General features: G+C 73.5%; 19 protein-coding genes. 8 read left to right on the top strand and 11 right to left on the bottom strand.

Annotated elements, in window-relative coordinates; genetic code table 11:
- Positions 1-40: 40 nt before the first annotated feature.
- The 3 genes from NOCJ54_RS0111690 to NOCJ54_RS30705 all read left to right on the top strand — a co-directional run bounded on the left by NOCJ54_RS0111690 (position 41) and on the right by NOCJ54_RS30705 (position 2,310).
- A complete protein-coding gene (locus NOCJ54_RS0111690) occupies positions 41-1,759 on the top strand; it encodes an acetolactate synthase (protein WP_028655652.1) in 1,719 nt (572 codons plus the stop codon).
- Positions 1,760-1,761: 2 nt separating this feature from the next.
- Positions 1,762-2,142, top strand: coding sequence for a thioesterase family protein (locus NOCJ54_RS0111695; RefSeq protein WP_232221757.1), 381 nt, complete (start codon positions 1,762-1,764; stop codon positions 2,140-2,142).
- Between the two features lie 93 nt (positions 2,143-2,235).
- Complete coding sequence (locus NOCJ54_RS30705) at positions 2,236-2,310, top strand: 50S ribosomal protein bL37 (RefSeq protein ID WP_370249596.1); 75 nt, start codon at positions 2,236-2,238, stop codon at positions 2,308-2,310.
- Positions 2,311-2,627: 317 nt separating this feature from the next.
- Here NOCJ54_RS30705 and rsrA read toward each other — a convergent pair whose 3' ends face one another.
- From rsrA to NOCJ54_RS25345, 4 genes are read right to left on the bottom strand one after another with little or no spacing between them, the layout of a single operon-like run.
- Positions 2,628-2,912, bottom strand: coding sequence for a mycothiol system anti-sigma-R factor (gene rsrA / locus NOCJ54_RS0111700; RefSeq protein ID WP_028655654.1), 285 nt, complete (start codon positions 2,910-2,912; stop codon positions 2,628-2,630).
- Positions 2,912-3,622, bottom strand: coding sequence for a sigma-70 family RNA polymerase sigma factor (locus NOCJ54_RS0111705; protein WP_036517647.1), 711 nt, complete (start codon positions 3,620-3,622; stop codon positions 2,912-2,914). The genes rsrA and NOCJ54_RS0111705 overlap by 1 nt, the downstream gene beginning before the upstream one ends.
- A 15-nt stretch (positions 3,623-3,637) precedes the next feature.
- Positions 3,638-4,297 carry an alpha/beta hydrolase family protein gene (locus NOCJ54_RS0111710; protein ID WP_028655656.1) on the bottom strand — a complete coding sequence of 220 codons (660 nt, stop codon included), beginning with the start codon at positions 4,295-4,297 and terminating at the stop codon, positions 3,638-3,640.
- Positions 4,294-5,115, bottom strand: coding sequence for an SOS response-associated peptidase (locus NOCJ54_RS25345; protein WP_051485763.1), 822 nt, complete (start codon positions 5,113-5,115; stop codon positions 4,294-4,296). The genes NOCJ54_RS0111710 and NOCJ54_RS25345 overlap by 4 nt, the downstream gene beginning before the upstream one ends.
- 50 nt (positions 5,116-5,165) lie before the next feature.
- Between NOCJ54_RS25345 and NOCJ54_RS25350 the strand changes: the two genes are divergently transcribed.
- From NOCJ54_RS25350 to rsgA, 3 genes are read left to right on the top strand one after another with little or no spacing between them, the layout of a single operon-like run.
- Positions 5,166-5,678 carry a DoxX family membrane protein gene (locus NOCJ54_RS25350; RefSeq protein WP_036517649.1) on the top strand — a complete coding sequence of 171 codons (513 nt, stop codon included), beginning with the start codon at positions 5,166-5,168 and terminating at the stop codon, positions 5,676-5,678.
- A gap of 25 nt (positions 5,679-5,703) precedes the next feature.
- On the top strand, positions 5,704-7,011 hold the full coding sequence (aroA, locus tag NOCJ54_RS0111725; protein WP_028655657.1) for a 3-phosphoshikimate 1-carboxyvinyltransferase: 1,308 nt from the start codon (positions 5,704-5,706) through the stop codon (positions 7,009-7,011).
- Between the two features lie 28 nt (positions 7,012-7,039).
- Positions 7,040-8,062 carry a ribosome small subunit-dependent GTPase A gene (gene rsgA, locus NOCJ54_RS0111730; RefSeq protein WP_028655658.1) on the top strand — a complete coding sequence of 341 codons (1,023 nt, stop codon included), beginning with the start codon at positions 7,040-7,042 and terminating at the stop codon, positions 8,060-8,062.
- 312 nt (positions 8,063-8,374) lie between these two features.
- Here the strand turns inward: rsgA and NOCJ54_RS0111735 are convergent, their stop codons facing one another.
- Positions 8,375-8,830: a DUF2231 domain-containing protein gene (locus NOCJ54_RS0111735; RefSeq protein ID WP_028655659.1), complete on the bottom strand. Its 456-nt coding sequence runs from the start codon at positions 8,828-8,830 to the stop codon at positions 8,375-8,377.
- Between the two features lie 60 nt (positions 8,831-8,890).
- Between NOCJ54_RS0111735 and NOCJ54_RS25355 the strand changes: the two genes are divergently transcribed.
- Positions 8,891-9,799 carry an inositol monophosphatase family protein gene (locus NOCJ54_RS25355; RefSeq protein WP_051485764.1) on the top strand — a complete coding sequence of 303 codons (909 nt, stop codon included), beginning with the start codon at positions 8,891-8,893 and terminating at the stop codon, positions 9,797-9,799.
- A 10-nt stretch (positions 9,800-9,809) separates the two neighbouring features.
- Positions 9,810-10,241, top strand: coding sequence for a CBS domain-containing protein (locus NOCJ54_RS0111745; RefSeq protein ID WP_028655660.1), 432 nt, complete (start codon positions 9,810-9,812; stop codon positions 10,239-10,241).
- Here NOCJ54_RS0111745 and NOCJ54_RS0111750 read toward each other — a convergent pair.
- The 6 genes from NOCJ54_RS0111750 to NOCJ54_RS0111775 all read right to left on the bottom strand — a co-directional run bounded on the left by NOCJ54_RS0111750 (position 10,223) and on the right by NOCJ54_RS0111775 (position 17,139).
- Positions 10,223-11,209: an alpha/beta fold hydrolase gene (locus NOCJ54_RS0111750; RefSeq protein ID WP_051485765.1), complete on the bottom strand. Its 987-nt coding sequence runs from the start codon at positions 11,207-11,209 to the stop codon at positions 10,223-10,225. The two genes, NOCJ54_RS0111745 and NOCJ54_RS0111750, sit on opposite strands and share 19 nt — an antisense overlap.
- On the bottom strand, positions 11,206-12,690 hold the full coding sequence (locus tag NOCJ54_RS25360; protein WP_051485766.1) for a WS/DGAT/MGAT family O-acyltransferase: 1,485 nt from the start codon (positions 12,688-12,690) through the stop codon (positions 11,206-11,208). Before NOCJ54_RS25360 ends, NOCJ54_RS0111750 begins: the two co-directional genes overlap by 4 nt.
- Positions 12,687-14,366, bottom strand: a complete 1,680-nt coding sequence (locus NOCJ54_RS0111760; protein ID WP_028655662.1) for an AMP-binding protein — start codon at positions 14,364-14,366, stop codon at positions 12,687-12,689. Before NOCJ54_RS0111760 ends, NOCJ54_RS25360 begins: the two co-directional genes overlap by 4 nt.
- Positions 14,367-14,371: 5 nt before the next feature.
- Positions 14,372-15,154: a lysophospholipid acyltransferase family protein gene (locus NOCJ54_RS0111765; RefSeq protein ID WP_028655663.1), complete on the bottom strand. Its 783-nt coding sequence runs from the start codon at positions 15,152-15,154 to the stop codon at positions 14,372-14,374.
- Positions 15,151-16,017: an esterase/lipase family protein gene (locus NOCJ54_RS25365; RefSeq protein ID WP_051485767.1), complete on the bottom strand. Its 867-nt coding sequence runs from the start codon at positions 16,015-16,017 to the stop codon at positions 15,151-15,153. The genes NOCJ54_RS0111765 and NOCJ54_RS25365 overlap by 4 nt, the downstream gene beginning before the upstream one ends.
- A 150-nt stretch (positions 16,018-16,167) precedes the next feature.
- A complete protein-coding gene (locus tag NOCJ54_RS0111775) occupies positions 16,168-17,139 on the bottom strand; it encodes a hypothetical protein (RefSeq protein WP_157514878.1) in 972 nt (323 codons plus the stop codon).
- Between the last annotated feature and the right edge of the window lie 2 nt (positions 17,140-17,141).

Genomic DNA, 17,141 nt, shown 5'->3' on the forward strand with positions numbered 1-17,141 from the left:
GCTCCTCGGCTTGCGGGCTCGCGGTCGCTACTGTGCGGACGTGACCACGACCACTCCCCCGGACGACCCGACCACCCCGCAGACCGGCGCGGAGCTCGACGGCCACGCCGGCGAGCTCGCCGTCGCCGTCGCCCGCGCCCACGGCGTCGAGACGATGTTCACCCTCTCCGGCGCCCACGTCTTCCCGATGTACGACGGCGCGGTCAGGAGCCAGCAGGAGGAGGGCCCCGACGCCGGCACGCCGGTGCGCCTGGTCGACGTGCGCCACGAGCAGACCGCGGCCTTCGCCGCCGAGGCCACCGGCAAGCTCACCCGCGTGCCCGGCCTCGCCGTGCTGACCGCCGGTCCCGGCGTGACCAACGGCGTCAGCGCGCTGGCCCAGGCGACCTTCGCCGGATCGCCGATGGTCGTCGTCGGGGGCCGCGCCCCCAACAACCGGTGGGGCAGCGGCGCCCTCCAGGAGATCGACCACCTGCCGATCGTCGCCCCGGTCACCAAGCACGCCGCGACGCTCATGACCGCCGACGACGTCACCGCCGGCATCGACACCGCGTTCCGGCTGGCTCGCTCCTCGCACCGCGGCCCGACCTACGTCGACGTGCCGATGGACGAGTTCTTCAACGTCGGCACCGGCCGCCTGCCGGTCGTCGGCGAGCCCCGGGGCGAGGTCCCCGACACCGACGCGATCGACCGCATCGCCGGGCTCCTCGCCCGCGCCGAGCGACCTGTCCTCGTGCTCGGCACCGACGTGTGGGCCGACCGCGCCGAGGTCGCCGCGTTGCGCCTGGTGGAGGAGATGCGGCTGCCCGCGATCACCAACGGCATGGGCCGGGGCATCGTCCCCGGCGGGCACCCGCTGCTGGTCACCAAGGCCCGCGGGGCCGCGCTCGGTGGGGCGGACCTGGTCGTGGTCGTCGGCACGCCGCTCGACTTCCGCCTCGGCTTCGGCGTGTTCGGCGGCAAGGACGGAGCGGACCCGGCGGCCGTCGTACACGTCGCGGACTCGGCCGACCAGGTCTCCCACCACGCCCCGCTCGCCGACCACGTCTCCGGCGACCTCACCGCCGTCCTTGACGGGCTGCTCGAGGCGCTCGCAGGCAGGCCGCGCGCCGACTCCAGCGCGTGGGTCGCCTCGCTGCAGGAGACCGCCGCCGCGGCGGCCGCCCGCGACGCCGAGCTGCTCGGCGCCGAGGCCGACCCGATCCACCCGGCCCGGATCTACGGAGAGCTCGTGCCGCGGCTGGCCGACGACGCGGTCGTGATCGGCGACGGAGGCGACTTCGTCTCCTTCGCCGGCAAGTTCGTCGAGCCGAGGCGACCGGGCTGCTGGCTCGACCCCGGCCCCTACGGCTGCCTCGGCGCCGGGCTCGGCGCCGCGATCGCCGCCCGCATCGCCCGGCCGTCGTCGCAGGTCGTGCTGCTGCTCGGCGACGGCGCCGCCGGCTTCTCGCTGATGGACGTCGACACCCTCGTGCGCCACGACCTGCCCGTGGTCATGGTGATGGGCAACAACTCCGCGTGGGGCCTGGAGAAGGGCCCGATGAAGATGCTCTACGGGTACGACGTCGCCGCGGACCTCGCTCCGCGCACGTCGTACGACCAGGTGGTCTCCGCCCTCGGCGGGGCGGGCGAGCAGGTCACCGACCCGCGGCAGATCGGTCCCGCGCTCGACCGGGCGTTCGCGGCGGACGTGCCCTACCTGGTCAACGTCATCACCGACGTCGACGCGCCGTACCCGCGCAACACCTTCGGGATCTGAGCGTGGGCAGCGCGACCCTGTCCTTCACCGTCACCGACGCCGACACGGCGATCGCGGTCGGCTCCGGGAGCCTGCCGGTGCTCGGCACGCCGCGGTTGCTCGCCTGGTGCGAGGCCGCGACCTGCACCGCCGTCGAGGACGACCTCCTCGACGGCGAGACCAGCGTCGGCACCCGGGTCGAGATCGAGCACCTCGCCGCCACCCCCGTCGGCGGCCGGGTCGAGGTGACCGCGCGCCAGGTGCACGTCGACGGCCGGCTGCGCCGCTTCGCCGTCGCCGTCCGCAACGTCGCTCCGGACGGCTCCCCCGGCAAGCTGGTCGGCTCCGGCGAGGTCACCCGCGTCGTGGTCGACGCCGAGCGCTTCCTGTCCCGGCTGCGCTGACCCCGGCTGTCCGCGCCCGACCGGCCTGCGGGCCGATTTCCGCACCGCCCCGCGCACCTGAGACACTGGGGCGATCTGACTCGAGGAGGAACCATGGGCAAGACCGGCCGCAAGCGCCGCGCGCGCCGCAAGAAGGGCGCGAACCACGGCAAGCGCCCGAACAGCTGAGCCCGCTCAGCGCGTTCGCTCGAATCCCCCGGACCTCATGTCCGGGGGTTCGTCTTTTTTCGACGAGGTGCGGGTTATGGCGGCGCAAGGTGCGGATCCTGGCGGCGCGAAGTGCGGGTCGTGGCGGCGCGAAGTGCGGGTCGTGGCGGCGCGAAGTGTCAGCTGTGGCGGTACGACGTGTCAGTCGTGGCGGCGCACCTCGTACGACCACAAGGCGCACCTCGCACAACCACACGGCACACCTCGAACGACCACAACCCGCACCTCGCACAACCACAACCCGCACCTCGTCGTACGAGCGCAGGGCAGCGGGAGGGTCAGCCCTCGCTGATCTGGAGCTGGATCTGCTGGATCTGGACGCGGACCTTGGCGCGCAGCTCGGCGGGGGCGGTCTCGCCGCACGAGCGGGCGACGACGGCCTTGACCGTGCGCTGGAGGTCGTAGCGCTCCAGGCACGGGCTGCAGGACTCGATGTGGGCGCGGACGACCGCGCAGTCACCGGCCTCGAGCTCGTTGTCGATGAGCCGGACGATGCGCTCGAGGAAGTCCGCGCAGTCCGCGTTGCTCGGGTCGTCGTGGAGGTGCCCCTCGTGCGTGGACATCACTTGCCTCCCTGGAGGGGTGCGTCTCCCCCGGTCCGGACGTAGTCGGAGAGCATGTCGCGCAGCTGGCGACGACCGCGGTGCAGGCGGGACATGACGGTCCCGATCGGCGTGTCCATGATCTCGGCGATCTCCTTGTAGGCGAAGCCCTCGACGTCGGCGAGGTAGACCGCCAGCCGGAACTCCTCCGGGAGCCGCTGGAGCGCGTCCTTGACCTGGCTGTCGGGAAGGTGCTCGAGCGCCTCCATCTCGGCGGACTTCAGGCCGCTCGAGGTGTGCGCCTCCGCGCGCGCCAGCTGCCAGTCCTCGACGTCGCCGGTGTCGCCGGCGAGGGACTGCTGCGGCTGCCGCTGCTTCTTGCGGTAGTTGTTGATGAAGGTGTTGGTGAGGATCCGGTACAGCCAGGCCTTGAGGTTCGTGCCGGGCTTGAACTGGTGGAACGCCGAGAACGCCTTGGCGAAGGTCTCCTGGACGAGGTCCTCGGCGTCGGCGGGGTTGCGGGTCATCCGCATCGCGGCGCCGTAGAGCTGGTCGAGGAACGGCAGGGCGTCCCGCTCGAAGCGGGCGGCGCGCTCCTCGGGCGTCTCGTTGGCGACGTCGACCACCTCGGCGTCGTCGAGGGCGTCGAGGGGCGAGAGGTCGGAGGTCTCTGTCATCGCCCCCCAGCCTACGCGGCCGACGATCCGGGGCCTCTCGAGCGTGGCGGTCATGCAGGCAGGAACGCCTCAGCCCGCGACGTCATTCCCCACGACCTCGCGGACGATCCACTCCAGGGTCGACTCGACCACGATCGCCATCGCGTCGGCCTCCGTCAGCGCCGCCCGCTTGGGTACGGCGAGGCCGTGGTCGGCCTCCGGGACGACGGCCAGGTCCGTGCGCCCGGGCAGGGGGTCGGGGAACTCCTCGGGCCGGCCCATCGGGTCCCGCTCCCCCTGGACGACGAGGGTGGGGACGCCGGCGCCGGCGAGCTCGGCGAGGCGGGATTTCTCCGGCTTGCCGGGCGGGTGCAGCGGGAACGAGATGGCCAGGCACCCCTGGGCGCCGAGCTCCTTCGCAGTCCGTGCGGCCGACCGGGCCCCGGCGGACCGGCCGCCGACGACGAGCGGGGTGCGCACCCGCAGCGCGTCGGCGGCGGCGCGCAGGCCCACGTCCAGCGTCGCGGGCGCCGAGGCGACCTTCTTGCCCGCGCGGCGCCACGGCTGCTCGAACAGCGCGACGTTGATGCCCTGGCCGGGCAGCGCGGCGGCGAGCGCGGCGAGGTCGCGCGCCTCGATGCCGCCGCCGGCGCCGTGGCTGAGCAGCAGTGTCGCCACCGGGCGGCGGGCCCGGCGCATCACGAGCCGGCCCTCGCCGTACGCCGTCGGGACGGGGCGCTCCTCGCTCACAGCAGCGTCCCCTGCGCGTCGTCGTCGGGGCCCGCTCCGGCGGTGCCGTCTCCGGCAGCACCGTCGCTGGCGAGCGGGACCGGCTCCACCAGCTGCGGGCCGTTGTTGGCGACGTTGCCGACGGCGGTGGAGACGGGGTAGGCCGTCAGGCCGCCCTGCTGGGCCGGGGTGAGCAGCCCGGACAGGTCGTCGATGGTGTGCCGGGGGTCGAGCCAGGCCGCGCGGCTGTCGCGGTCGACGAGCAGCGGCATCCGGTCGTGGATGCGGCCGAGCTCGTCGGTGGCGGCGGTGGTCAACACCGTGCAGGTCCAGCGGAACGCGTCGGGCGCGTCGGGCGGCACGGCCTGGTTGCGCCAGATCTCGTAGAGGCCGGCCATGGCCAGGATCGAGCCGTCCTCGGGGGTGATGAAGAAGGGCTGCTTGCGCGGCTTGCCGCCGCGCACCTTGCCGTCCTCGAGCTCGTACCACTCGAAGTAGCCGTCGGCGGGGATGATGCAGCGGCGCGACGCGAACGCCTTGCGGAAGGCGGGCTTCTCGGCGACCGTCTCCATCCGGGCGTTGATCATCCGGCTGCCGATCTTCTCGTCCTTCGCCCACGACGGCACCAGGCCCCAGCGCAGGGTCCGCAGCTGCCGGACGGGGTCGCCCTCCTGCTCACCGGCCTCGTTGCGCGGGCGGCGCTCCAGCACGGCGTACACCTCGTCGGTCGGGGCGACGTTCCACGACGGCGGGAGCGCCTGCTCGAGGCGCGGGTCGAGGACCTCGAACTCCTCGACGATGTCCTCGGGGCTCCGGCTCGAGGCGTACCGACCGCACATGTCCGTCAATCTAGCGGTCTGGTCGGACAGGCCCCGGGTAACGCAGGGACATGGCTCTGAGCAGACTCCTCGCCCGTCCCCTCCTGGCGTCGTACTTCCTCGCCAACGGGGTGCAGGACCTCAAGGACGCCCCCGAGCGTGCCCAGCAGGTCGCCCCGTTGACCGACGCCCTCGCGCCCGCCGTCGAGAACGCCACCCCCGGCTCGGTGCACGTGCCGCAGGACGCCACCACGTGGGTCCGGATCAGCGGCGCCCTGCAGCTGGCCGCCGGTGCCGCGCTCGCGACCGGCAAGATGCCGCGGCTGTCCGCCGCGGTGCTCGCCGCGACCCTGGTGCCGTCGACGGCTGGCCACCACCGGTTCTGGGAGGCAAGCGACCCGGCGCAGCGCAAGGAGCAGATGGTGCACTTCGCCAAGAACGCGTCGCTGGCCGGCGGGCTGCTGATCGCGGCCCTCGACACGGCCGGCAAGCCGGGCCTCGCGTGGCGCGCCTCGCACGCCGTGCACGACGCCCGCCGCGAGGCCGCCCTGCTCGGCACGAAGGCGAAGGCAGCGGTGGGCTGACCGGCTCACTAGACTTCCGCGGGAGATGAGCACTCCTGCCCCTGCCGACCACTGGCCCGCACCCACGGCCTCCGCCCCCGTCGACGTCACGGTCGCACTGCCGGGCAGCAAGTCCCTCACCAACCGCGCGCTGGTGCTGGCGGCGATCGCGGACGGTCCTTCCGTCGTACGACGCGCGCTGCGCTCGCGCGACACCCTGCTCATGGCGCAGGCACTCACGGCGCTGGGCGCCACGGTCGACACCACCGGTGACGACTGGTCGGTGACCCCGTTGACCGGCGCCGTGCCGGGCGGACGGGCCGCGGTGGACTGCGGCCTCGCCGGCACCGTGATGCGCTTCGTGCCCCCGGTCGCCGGCCTGGTCGACGGCCAGGTGCACTTCGACGGCGACCCGCACATGCGCAAGCGCCCGGTGCGCGGCATCCTCGCCGCCCTCGCCGGGCTGGGCGTGCAGGTCGACGACACCGCCGAGGGTGAGCCCGGCGCACTGCCGTTCACGGTCGCCGGCTCCGGCTCGGTGCCGGGCGGCACGGTGGTCATCGACGCCTCCGCGTCGTCGCAGTTCGTCTCCGCCCTGCTCCTCGCCGGTGCGCGCTTCGACGGCGGTGTCGACGTGCGCCACGAGGGTGCGCCGATCCCGTCGCTGCCGCACATCGAGATGACCATCGCCATGCTGCGCGACCACGGCGTCACCGTCGACGACGGCCGGGCCGACCGGTGGACCGTCGCGCCCGGCCCGGTCAGCGCCCGCGACGAGGCGATCGAGCCCGACCTCTCCAACGCCGCTCCCTTCCTCGCCCTCGCGGCGGTCTCCGGCGGCTCGGTCACCGTCCGCGACTGGCCCGACGCGACCACCCAGGCCGGCGACGCGCTGCGCGACCTGCTCGCCCGGATGGGCTGCACCGTCGAGCGCACCGCCGACGGGCTCCGGGTCACCGGCCCCGAGGGCGGGCACCGCGGCCTGCAGGGGCTCGACGCCGACCTGCACGACGTCGGTGAGCTCGCCCCGGCCGTCGCCGCACTCTGCGCCCTCGCGCAGACCCCGTCGCGGCTCACCGGCATCGCGCACATCCGCGGCCACGAGACCGACCGCCTCGCCGCGCTCGCCACCGAGCTCGGCGCCCTCGGCGCCGACGTCGACGAGCACCCCGACGGGCTCACCATCCGCCCCGCTCCCCTGTCCGCCGGCGTCTTCCACACCTACGCCGACCACCGGATGGCCCACGCCGGCGTGATCATCGGCGCCGCCGTGCCCGGCGTCCTCGTCGAGGACGTCGCCACGACCAGCAAGACCTTCCCCGACTTCGCGACCTTCTGGTCCGGGCTGTTCTGAGACCGGGCCAGGGACGGAGCGAGGGCTGATGGGGCGCTACGACGAGCACGACGTCGAGCACTACGAGCGTCCCCGCCGTCGTACCCGCCCGCGGACGAAGGACCGGCCCACCCACGACGACGCGGTCGACGGCTTCGTCGTCACCGTGGACCGCGGGCGCTACACGCTGCTCGTCGGAGAGGGCGACGACGCACACGTGGTGACGGCGATGAAGGCCCGCCCGCTCGGCCGCAAGGGCGTCGTCGTCGGCGACCGCGTGCGCGTCGTCGGTGACGTCTCGGGCGCCGAGGGCTCGCTCGCGCGGATCGTCGAGGTCACGCCGCGCTCGACCGTGCTCCGCCGGACCGCGGACGACGACGACCCGGTCGAGCGCGTGCTGGTCGCGAACGCCACCCAGCTCGTCGTGGTCACCGCGCTCGCGGACCCCGAGCCGCGACCGCGGCTGATCGACCGCGCCCTGGTGGCGGCGTACGACGCCGGGCTGGCGCCGCTGCTCTGCCTCACCAAGTCCGACCTGGCCGACCCCGAGGTCCTGCTGTCGACGTACCGCTCCCTCGGCGTGCCCTGGGTGGTCACCCGCCGCGGGCCGGAGCGGGCGATCCTCGGCCTCGACGAGGTCAAGGAGCGCCTCGCGGGTCAGGTGAGCGTGCTGGTCGGGCACAGCGGCGTCGGGAAGTCGACCCTCGTCAACGCGCTCGTGCCGGACGCGCGGCGCGAGACCGGCGACGTCAACGCCGTGACCGGCCGCGGCCGCCACACCTCGACCTCCGCGGTGCTGCTGCCGCTGCCGGCCGGGTGGGGCGAGGGCGGCTGGATCATCGACACCCCGGGCATCCGCTCCTTCGGCCTCGCGCACGTGCAGCCCGAGCACCTGATCGAGGCCTTCCCGGACCTCGACGAGATGACCGAGGACTGCCCCCGCGGCTGCACCCACGGCGAGGACGAGCCCGAGTGCGGGCTCGACGAGGCGATCGCCAGCGGCGAGGCCGACCCCGAGCGCGTGGTCTCCTTCCGCCGCCTCCTCGCCGCCCGCTCCGTCACCGACTACTGACCCCTCGCCACCCCGTCGAGACGTCACTTCCGGCCTGTTGAGTGGTCACTTCCGGCGGGTTGAGTGGTCACTTCTGGCCTGTCGGGTGGTCGGTCGTGGCCGGTCGACTGGTCAGTTCTCGCGCACGCGCCGCGTCTGACCACTCAACCCGCCGTAGGTGACCACTCGACCCGCCGCAGATGACCACTCAACCCGCCACAAGTGACCACTCAACCCGCCACAAGTGACCACTCAACCCGCCACAAGTGACGCCTCGACCCGCCACAAGTGACGTCTCGACATCTTGTGGGAGTCGGGAGGGGGTGGGGAGGGCTACATGCCCCAGACGGCGTCGGCGCCGGAGTGGCCGGTGACGACGACGATGACGAGGACGGCGAGGGCGTCGATGGCGAGCAGGGCGCCGAGGACCCAGCGCAGCCAGGCGGTCGTGGACGCCGAGACGTGCAGCAGCGCGTTGACGAGCGCGATCACGGCGAAGGCGATGGTCCACCACAGCAGGTAGGTACCGAGGTCCTCGTGGGTGGTCAGCTTCTCGGCGAACTCCCCGGACGCGGTGTCGAAGCGCTCGGAGTCGCGGAAGTCGGAGCCGGAGAGGTAGGCGGTGACCACGGAGCCGACCGCGACGACGGCACCGACGGCCATCGGCCAGCGCAGCCGGTCGCGCCAGGACGGCACCAGGTAGGCCAGCGCGAGCAGTGCTGCGACCGGCGTGAGGATGACCGCAGCGTGCACGACGAGCGGGTGGAGCGGGATGCCGTCGATCTCCATGGTTGAATCCTGCACGACCGCGCGGGGCGCCGCCACACCCCACGCCGCTAGGGTGCCCCTGTGGCCGCACCCGACTACACCGACGACCTTCGCCTGGCGCACCTGCTCGCCGACGACGCGGACTCGCTGGCCCAGGCCCGTTTCCGCGCGCTCGACCTGCACGTGATGAGCAAGCCGGACCTGACCCCGGTGACCGACGCCGACCAGGCCGTGGAGGAGTCGATCCGGCGCACCCTGTCGAAGGCCCGCAGCCGCGACGCCGTCACCGGCGAGGAGCAGGGCACGTCCGGGCACTCGCAGCGCCGCTGGATCGTGGACCCGATCGACGGCACCAAGAACTTCGTGCGCGGCGTCCCGGTGTGGGCGACGCTGATCTCCCTCGTGGTCGACGACGAGGTCGTGCTCGGCGTGGTCTCCGCGCCGGCGCTGCAGCGTCGCTGGTGGGCGTCGAAGGACCAAGGCGCGTGGACCGGCAAGTCGCTGATGAAGGCGACCCAGTGCCAGGTCTCCGACGTACGACGCCTCGAGGACGCGTCGTTCTCGTACTCCTCCCTCAGCGGCTGGGAGGACCGCGGCATCGGCGAGGACGTGCTCGCGCTGATGCGGCGGGTGTGGCGCACCCGCGCCTACGGCGACTTCTGGTCCTACATGCTGCTCGCCGAGGGCGCCGTCGACCTGGCCGCCGAGCCGGAGCTCGAGGTCTACGACATGGCCGCGCTCGACATCATCGTGCGCGAGGCCGGCGGGCGGTTCACCTCCCTCGACGGCCGCGACGGCCCGTGGGGCGGCAACGCGCTGGCCAGCAACGGCCACCTGCACGAGGCGGCGCTGTCGTTCATCGGCAGCACCAGCGGGGGCGACGACGACCCGGACTGGCCGCGCACCGGCCCGGGCACGGTGTCCGACCTGCGTGCGCGCCGGCAGCGCGCCGCGGAAGAGACCGGTGACGGGGACCCCGCCGCCGAGTAACCTGCGTCACATGCGCATCAGTGACGTGCTCAAGGCCAAGGCCATCAAGGACGTGGTGACCATCCGCCCGGACGCCGGGGTGCGCGAGCTCCTCGCGACGCTGGCGGAGCACAACATCGGGGCGGTGCTCGTCAGCGCGGACGGTACGACGCTCGACGGGATCGTGTCCGAGCGCGACGTCGTCCGCACGCTGCACCACGACGGCACCGTCATCAACAACGTGGTGTCGGCGATCATGTCCACCGAGGTGCGCACCTGCTCCCCCGAGGACGACCTCGACCAGGTGATGCACGTGATGACCGAGGGGCGCTTCCGCCACATCCCCGTCAGCGAGGACGACCGCGTCATCGGCATCATCAGCATCGGCGACGTGGTCAAGCACAAGATCGACCAGCTGCAGTTCGAGCGGGACCAGCTCGACTCCTACGTGCACCAGGCCTGATCGCCGGCGCGCTCGACGACCTCGGCCACCGCGCGGAGGAAGACCGGGCGCCAGCGCTCCACGTCGAAGACGACCGAGGCGTGCCCGCCGGGCGCCTCGTGCACGACGGCCCCCGGGATCGCTGCGGCCATCGCCCGCTGGCGCGACGGGCTGATCGCGCGGTCGCGGGCGGTGACGACGACCGCCGTCGGGACGTCCACCTCCCCCAGCCACGGCCGGGCGTCGAAGGTGCCGAGCACGCCGAGCACCTCGGGCATCGCCCACACGCTGGTGCTGCGGAACTCCGCCCATGCCCACGTGGACAGCTCGGCGCCGGCGAGCGCGACGTCGGCGAGCCCGCTGCGCACCTCTGCGACCCGCGAGCGGTAGTGCGGCCGGAGCCGGTCGTTGGCCAGGCCGAGCGCCGGGTAGAACAGCGCGTCGCCGAGGTTGCCCCGCCAGCAGGCGGCCGTGGAGGCGAGCACCAGCCCCGCGGTGCGCTCGGGGTGGCGGCGCCAGAACGTCTGGGCCAGCGCCCCGCCGAGCGAGTAGCCGACGGCGACGGCCCGGTCGACGCCGAGCTGCTCGAGCACCGCCGCGGTGTCGTCGGCGCACTCCTCGAGCGAGAACCGGTCGGACACGATGCCGCGCCCGTGCCAGCGCTGGTCGAGCATGACGACGCGGTTCTCGGCGCGCAGCTCGTCGAGGGTGCTGAACCAGTTGAGGTACGCCGTGGTGGCGAGGCCGTGGAAGAGCAGCAGCGTCGGCGCGCCCTCGCGCGGGGCGCCGGTGTCGACGACGTACACCTCGCCACGACCGGGCAGGTCGACGTACCTCCCCTCGGGGAGCTCGGGCAGGTCCGGGAACTGCTGGGTGGCACGGATGCCGACGCGCAGGCCGGCGACGGCGACCCGGCCGCTGGTGCGGGCGGCGACGTACGACCCCTTGAGGACGTGGCGGCCCGCGGCGCGGGCCAGCTGGGTGGTCACGAGATGTTCCTCTGCTCGGGGGCGTCGGGCCGCGCGGGGGTGGCGGGCCGGTCGGCCGCCTCGAGGTCGAGCTCGGCCAGCGCGTCGGGGAAGTACGACGCCAGGACGTGCACGTCGGGCAGCAGGTCGGGGCAGGCGAGCAGCGAGAAGTTCATCCGGTCCACGTAGGACCACACCGTCACGTTGAGCCCGATGCCGTCGACCAGCGGGCCGACGCTGAACAGGTCCGCGAGCCGCGCTCCCCCGACGGCGACGGGCTCCCGCGGGCCGGGCACGTTGGAGACGATCGCCGAGAACGCCGGCGGGTGCCACGACGCGGCCCGTGCGCGGGAGTAGGCACGCACCGCGGCCGCGAACGGCCGGGGCGGGGTGAACTGCGACCAGTCGACGAGGATCGACGCGCCGAGCCGGGCGTGGATCTCCTTGGCGTGGGCGGTCGTCTCGGCGATCCGCCGCAGCCGCTCGGCCGGGTCGTCCACGTCGGTGGCGAGGGTGGTGAACAGGTTCGAGACCCGGTTGCCGCCGAGCCGCGGAACGCTGCCCCGCTCGTCGGTGCTGACCGGGACCCCCGCCAGCAGCGAGGACGCGGGGCGCTCGTCGTGCACGGCGAGCCAGCGGCGCAGCGCGCCGGAGGTGATCGCCAGGACGACGTCGTTGAGGGTGACCCCGGCGTGCTGGGCGCGCACCCGCTTCAGCTCGGCCAGCGGCAGGGTGACCGTCGCGAACGAGCGCATCGGGGTGAGCGAGCCGTTGAAGGAGACCCGTGGGGCGTGCAGCACCGGCAGCGGCGCGGCGGCTCCGGCCCGGCGGGCGCGGACCACGGCCCGGATGCCGCGCAGGGTGCGCCGCAGCAGGCCCGGCAGCTCGAACGCCTGGCGGGCGGCGTCGGCCCACGCGTGCTTGAGCAGGTTCTTGCGGCTCGGCATCCGGTCGCGGGTGGCGTACTCCTCCTGCACCGGCTCGGGCGTGGCCGCGGTGCGCACGTCGGTGACGTTCGCCAGCAGCGCGTTCGCGGCGGCGCCGTCGGCGAGCGCGTGGTGCATCTTGCCGACCACGGCGACACGGCCCCCTTCGAGGCCCTCGCAGTAGTGCAGCTCCCACAGCGGGCGGTCGCGGTGCAGCGGCGTGCTCGTGATGATCCCGACCAGCTTCTCGAGCTCGCGCATGCTGCCGTCGCCACCGATCCGGTGCCGGCGGACGTGGTGGGCGATGTCGACGCGTCGCTGGGTCACCCACACCGGGTGATTGATGCCGAAGGGCACCTCGACGACCCGCCGCCGCAGGGGTGGGAGCCGCTTGAGGCGGGCCAGGATGCCGGCCTGGAAGGCGTCGTACGACAGTGCCTCGTCGGCCTCGAGGATCGCGATCTTCAGGGTGTGCATGTGCACCGACGGGGTCTCCATGTAGAGGAAGCCCGCGTCGAAGCCGGTCATCCGCTCGATGGCCGGGCGCACCCGCCGCCCGCCGCCCGTCGCGGTCACGACGCCGCCACTCCCGGCAGGTCGCGCGCGACGACCTTGCCCGAGGCGTTGCGCGGCAGCTCGTCGAGGAAGACGACGTCGCGCGGCACCTTGTAGCCGGCGAGCTGGCTGCGCACGTGCGCCTTGAGGTCGTCGGCGTCCGGCTGGCCACCGGCAGCACCGGCAGCACCGGCAGCACCGGCAGCACCGGCAGCGCTGTCGAGGACGACGTACGCCGCCAGCCGCTGCCCGAACGCCTCGTCGTCGACGCCGACCACGACGACCTCGCGGACGGCCGGGTGCGCGCCGAGCACCTTCTCGACCTCGATCGGGTAGACGTTCTCGCCGCCCGACACGATCATGTCGTCGTCGCGGCCGACGACGTAGAGCCGGCCCTCGGCGTCGAGCCGCCCGACGTCGCCGCTGACCATGTAGCCGTCGATGAACTCCTTCTCCGCGCCGGCGGTGTAGCCGTCGAAGGGCGAGGCGCCGCGGACCAGGATCCGGCCGACCACGTCGGGGCCGACGTCGCGGCCGGCGTCGTCGACGACCCGCACCAGCGTGCCGCGCACCGGGCGGCCGGCGGTGTCCGCGGCGTGGCGCAGGTCGGTGGGCCGGGCGACGCTGATCTGGCCGGCCTCGGTGGCGTTGTAGCTGTTGTGGACCAGGTCCCCGAAGCGGTCCATGAAGGCCAGCACCGACTGCGGCCGCATCCGCGAGCCGCTGGCGCTGACGAAGCGCAGCGAGCGCAGGGAGTAGCGGTCGAGGACCTCTGCGGGGAGGTCCATGATCCGCTCCAGCATCACGGGTACGACGCTGAGGCCGGTCGCGCGGTGCTCGTCGACGAGCTGCAGCGTGGCCTCGGGGTCGAACTTCCGCCGCGTGACCACGGTGTTCGTCATCGTGGCTGCGACGACGAGCTGGCCGAAGCCCCAGGCGTGGAACATCGGGGCGACCACGACGGCGGTCTCCTCGCCACGCCACGGGATCTTCTCCAGCATGCCGGCGAGCTCGTCGGCGCCCCCGCCGCTGCGGCGGGCGCCCTTCGGGGTGCCGGTGGTGCCGGAGGTGAGCAGCACGACCCGGCCGCTGCCGGCCGGTCGTGGCGGGACCTGGCCGGCGTGCGCGGCGATGAGGCCCTCGGTGCTGAGCACGCCCTCGGCGACCGGCTCGTCGGTCCAGGAGAGCACCTCGACGAGCCCGCCGATGCGGGCACGGGCGTCCGCGACGACGCCGGCGAACTCCTCGTCGTAGACGATGACCCGGGCGCCCTCCCGCTCCATGACGTCGGCGAGCTGCGGGCCGGAGAAGCCGGTGTTCAGGAGCAGCGCGCTGCCGCCGAGGCGGGAGTTCGCCAGCAGGGAGTCGACGAACCCGCGGTGGTTGCGGCACAGCACGGCCAGGGTGTCGATGCCCCCCTCGGGGCCGGCGGCGACGGCCAGCAGGCCCGCGGCGAGCGCGTCGGCGCGGTCCTGCAGCTCCTGCCAGGTCAGCGACCCGCGCTCGTCGACGAGCGCGGTGCCGCGCGGGCGGCGCACGGCGGCGATGGAGAACGCGGTGGTGGCGTTGGTGCCCTGGCGGCGCAGCACCTGGACGAGGCGGACGTACTTCGCCGGACTCATCAGCACGAGCATCCGCGAGCTGACGAGCATCCTGAGGACCCACAGCTGGGTGCGCAGCTTCTGCAGGAGGCTCATCGCGATCACCCCAGCACCGGGAAGCGTCGCTCACCGGCCAGCTCGTTCAGCGCGTCCTGCATCCGCCAGCGGACGACCTCGTCGACCTCGGCGAGGTCGGGGTCGGGCCCGAACTCCGCCTCGACGTCGATCGGGTCGAGCACGCGGGTGGTGATCTTGGACGGCAGCGGGAAGTTCAGCGGCGCCGGGACCAGGCCGAACGGGAAGCCGAAGCCGATCGGGAACAGGTCGGTGCGCATCAGCCCGCGCAGCGGCGAGTGCCGCCCGATCCACTGCCCGCGGGAGAGGAAGAGCTGGGTCTCCTGGCCACCGATGGACACGACCGGCACCACCGGGACGCCTGCGCGCAGGGCCGTGCGCAGGTAGCCCGTGCGCCCGTTGAAGTCGACGACGTTGGCCCTGAGGGTGGGCCGGAAGGTGTCGTAGTCGCCACCGGGGAAGACGATGGTGACGCCGCCCGAGGTCAGGATCTCGTGGGCCGCCTCGCGGGTGGCGTTGACGAAGCCGAACTTGCGCATCACCGGGCCGGCCGCGGCAGTGAACAGCATGTCGTGCGCGAGGCAGAACAGCGGCCGCTCGGCGCCGAACTCCTCGGCGAAGGCGACGGCGATGATCGGCACGTCCATCGGCATCAGGCCGCCGGAGTGGTTGCCGACGAGGAGCGCGCCGCCCTCGGGGACCTTCTCCATGCCGGTGACGGTGGAGCGGAAGTAGCCGCGCATGGCCAGCTTGAGCGCCGGCAGCACGGCCGCGACGTACGACGGATCGCGCGCCTCGAGCGCGCTCACGACGCCGCTCCGGTCCGGTCGGCGGGGTGCTCGGCGGGCTGGTGGCCCGGCAGGAGGTTGCGCCAGGCGAAGGGCTCCCACGCCGCGGGGTCCTGGCGGAGCCGGTCGACGACGACGGAGAGGACCAGCGGGTTGGCGACCATGCCGACGTGGCTGCTGACCACCTCGACGTTCTCGGCCGGCGCGCGGCCGTCCGACCCGTCGTGCTCGTCGACGGTGCACCCGCGCCACGGCACGATTCCGTCGCTCTTCGACCACACCGCGGTCAGCGGCACCGGGACGGGGCCGCGCAGCTGGTCGACGATCTCGCGGGCGTTGTCGACGATGCCGTGCCGCACCCGCGAGCGTTCGAACATGGCGGTCGCGCGGGTGCGCTCCCCCTCGGCGCGCCACGGCGAGCCGAGGCAGACGACCTGGCGGACCTGGTCGGGGTGCTCGTGGGCGAGCCAGCGGGCCAGCAGGCCGCCGAAGCTCCAGCCCACGACGCTGACCGGCTCGTCGTAGCGGGCGGCGACCTCGGCGAAGCGCTGCGGCAGACCGGTCATGATCCGCTCGGTGAGCCCGTGGTTGCTGCCCAGGCCCCACCCGTGCACCTTCCACCCGCGCTGGCGCAGGTGGCCGCGGAGCCGGCCGGTGAGCCCGTCGTGCGCGGAGAAGCCGGGCAGCACCAGCACCGGGCGCCCGGCCCCGAGGTCGCGGTCGGCCAGGGAGACGGTCTGCGCGACGGACTGCGCGGCGTCGAGCACCCGCGAGGCGCCGTACTCCACGGTCCAGCGCGGCAGCTCCAGCAGCATCAGCGCCCGTGCCGGGCCGTGGCCGGTGTGGCCGGCGCCGTCCCCGGACGAGCCTTCGAAGTCGTACACCCGCAGTCCCCCATGTAGAACACGTTCTAGTTCTGCACGAGTATGGCGGCTGACCTGCGGCGACGGCAAGCCGTCGGGGTGCACGTCACACCGTGGCCGCCCCGGCGGCCGCGGGCTGGGCCTGACTCAGGCGCTGGCTCAGGCGCTGGCTCAGGCGCAGGGCCAGGAGGTCGACTTCGTCGTCTTCTTCGCACCCGACTTCAGCACGATGTTCGCCTTGATCGTGCCCGCGGTCTTCTTCGGGATCCGGCCGACGAAGACCGACGTCTGCTTCAGCTTCGCGCCCGTGAGCGTGAACCGCTTCTTGCCGTCGACGGTGAAGGTGATCTTGCGGGCCTTGGTCCGCGCGGCCGCCGTCAGCCCGACCTTGACCCGGTTCTTCGAGCAGTCGCGGTGGCCGGGCTTGACGAAGGACTTGCCGTTCCCGCTGCGCGCCCGCAGCGTGCCGATCGGGTAGAGCGCCACCGTGCCGACGATGGAGGCCGACGCCGTGCGGGTGCTGGTGGTCCGTGCCGGGACGCTCATGCTCGGCTTCACCCGGCTGCCCAGGGTGTACTCGCCCTTGGGCACCAGCCTGGTGACGGGCTTGCCGGGCGCCACCCACGCGCTGGTCGCCGTGGTCGGGCCCTGCACGCCGATGTTCGCCTCGGCACTGCCCTGCTTGGCACCGCGGCTGCGCACCACCATCCAGGACTTCTTGGGCGCGCTCATCCGCACCGTGTAGATCTCGGCCTTGCCGACGAACGAGTTGACCCAGCAGATCCGCGACGGGTTCGCGGTGGCCGAGAGCCGCACGGACAGGCTGACCTTCAGCTTGCGGGTGCCCCAGCCACTCGCGTTGTAGGTGCCCTCCGAGGACCGGTAGGCCTTGACGGTGCTGCCGGCGGCCTTGCCGCTCTGGGAGAGCCGGACCGCGCGGGTGCGCCCGTCGGCAGGCAGGTTCTTGGTCCTGGCCGCAGCGCGCCAGGCGGGCTCGCCGCAGCCGATGTCGTTGGCCCGGACCCAGGTGCCGATCACCAGGCTCGCGTCGCCCGCGGAGGCCTGGGCCGCCGTGGGCTGCAGCCCCAGCACGAGCCCCAGCACGACCGCCGAGCCAGCACCGATCCAGCGACGAAACCTCATGA

It is taken from the genome of Nocardioides sp. J54 (assembly GCF_000519005.1).
Taxonomy (GTDB): domain Bacteria; phylum Actinomycetota; class Actinomycetes; order Propionibacteriales; family Nocardioidaceae; genus Nocardioides.

Bases quoted from the DNA above. Each gene is read 5' to 3' on its own strand.
- rsrA (WP_028655654.1), bottom strand. From the start codon at position 2,912: ATGTCCACGCACGAGGGGCACCTCCACGACGACCCGAGCAACGCGGAC.
- NOCJ54_RS0111705 (WP_036517647.1), bottom strand. From the start codon at position 3,622: ATGACCGCCACGCTCGAGAGGCCCCGGATCGTCGGCCGCGTAGGCTGG.
- NOCJ54_RS25345 (WP_051485763.1), bottom strand. From the start codon at position 5,115: ATGTGCGGTCGGTACGCCTCGAGCCGGAGCCCCGAGGACATCGTCGAG.
- NOCJ54_RS25350 (WP_036517649.1), top strand. From the start codon at position 5,166: ATGGCTCTGAGCAGACTCCTCGCCCGTCCCCTCCTGGCGTCGTACTTC.
- aroA (WP_028655657.1), top strand. From the start codon at position 5,704: ATGAGCACTCCTGCCCCTGCCGACCACTGGCCCGCACCCACGGCCTCC.
- rsgA (WP_028655658.1), top strand. From the start codon at position 7,040: ATGGGGCGCTACGACGAGCACGACGTCGAGCACTACGAGCGTCCCCGC.
- NOCJ54_RS0111735 (WP_028655659.1), bottom strand. From the start codon at position 8,830: ATGGAGATCGACGGCATCCCGCTCCACCCGCTCGTCGTGCACGCTGCG.
- NOCJ54_RS0111745 (WP_028655660.1), top strand. From the start codon at position 9,810: ATGCGCATCAGTGACGTGCTCAAGGCCAAGGCCATCAAGGACGTGGTG.
- NOCJ54_RS0111760 (WP_028655662.1), bottom strand. From the start codon at position 14,366: ATGAGCCTCCTGCAGAAGCTGCGCACCCAGCTGTGGGTCCTCAGGATG.
- NOCJ54_RS0111775 (WP_157514878.1), bottom strand. From the start codon at position 17,139: ATGAGGTTTCGTCGCTGGATCGGTGCTGGCTCGGCGGTCGTGCTGGGG.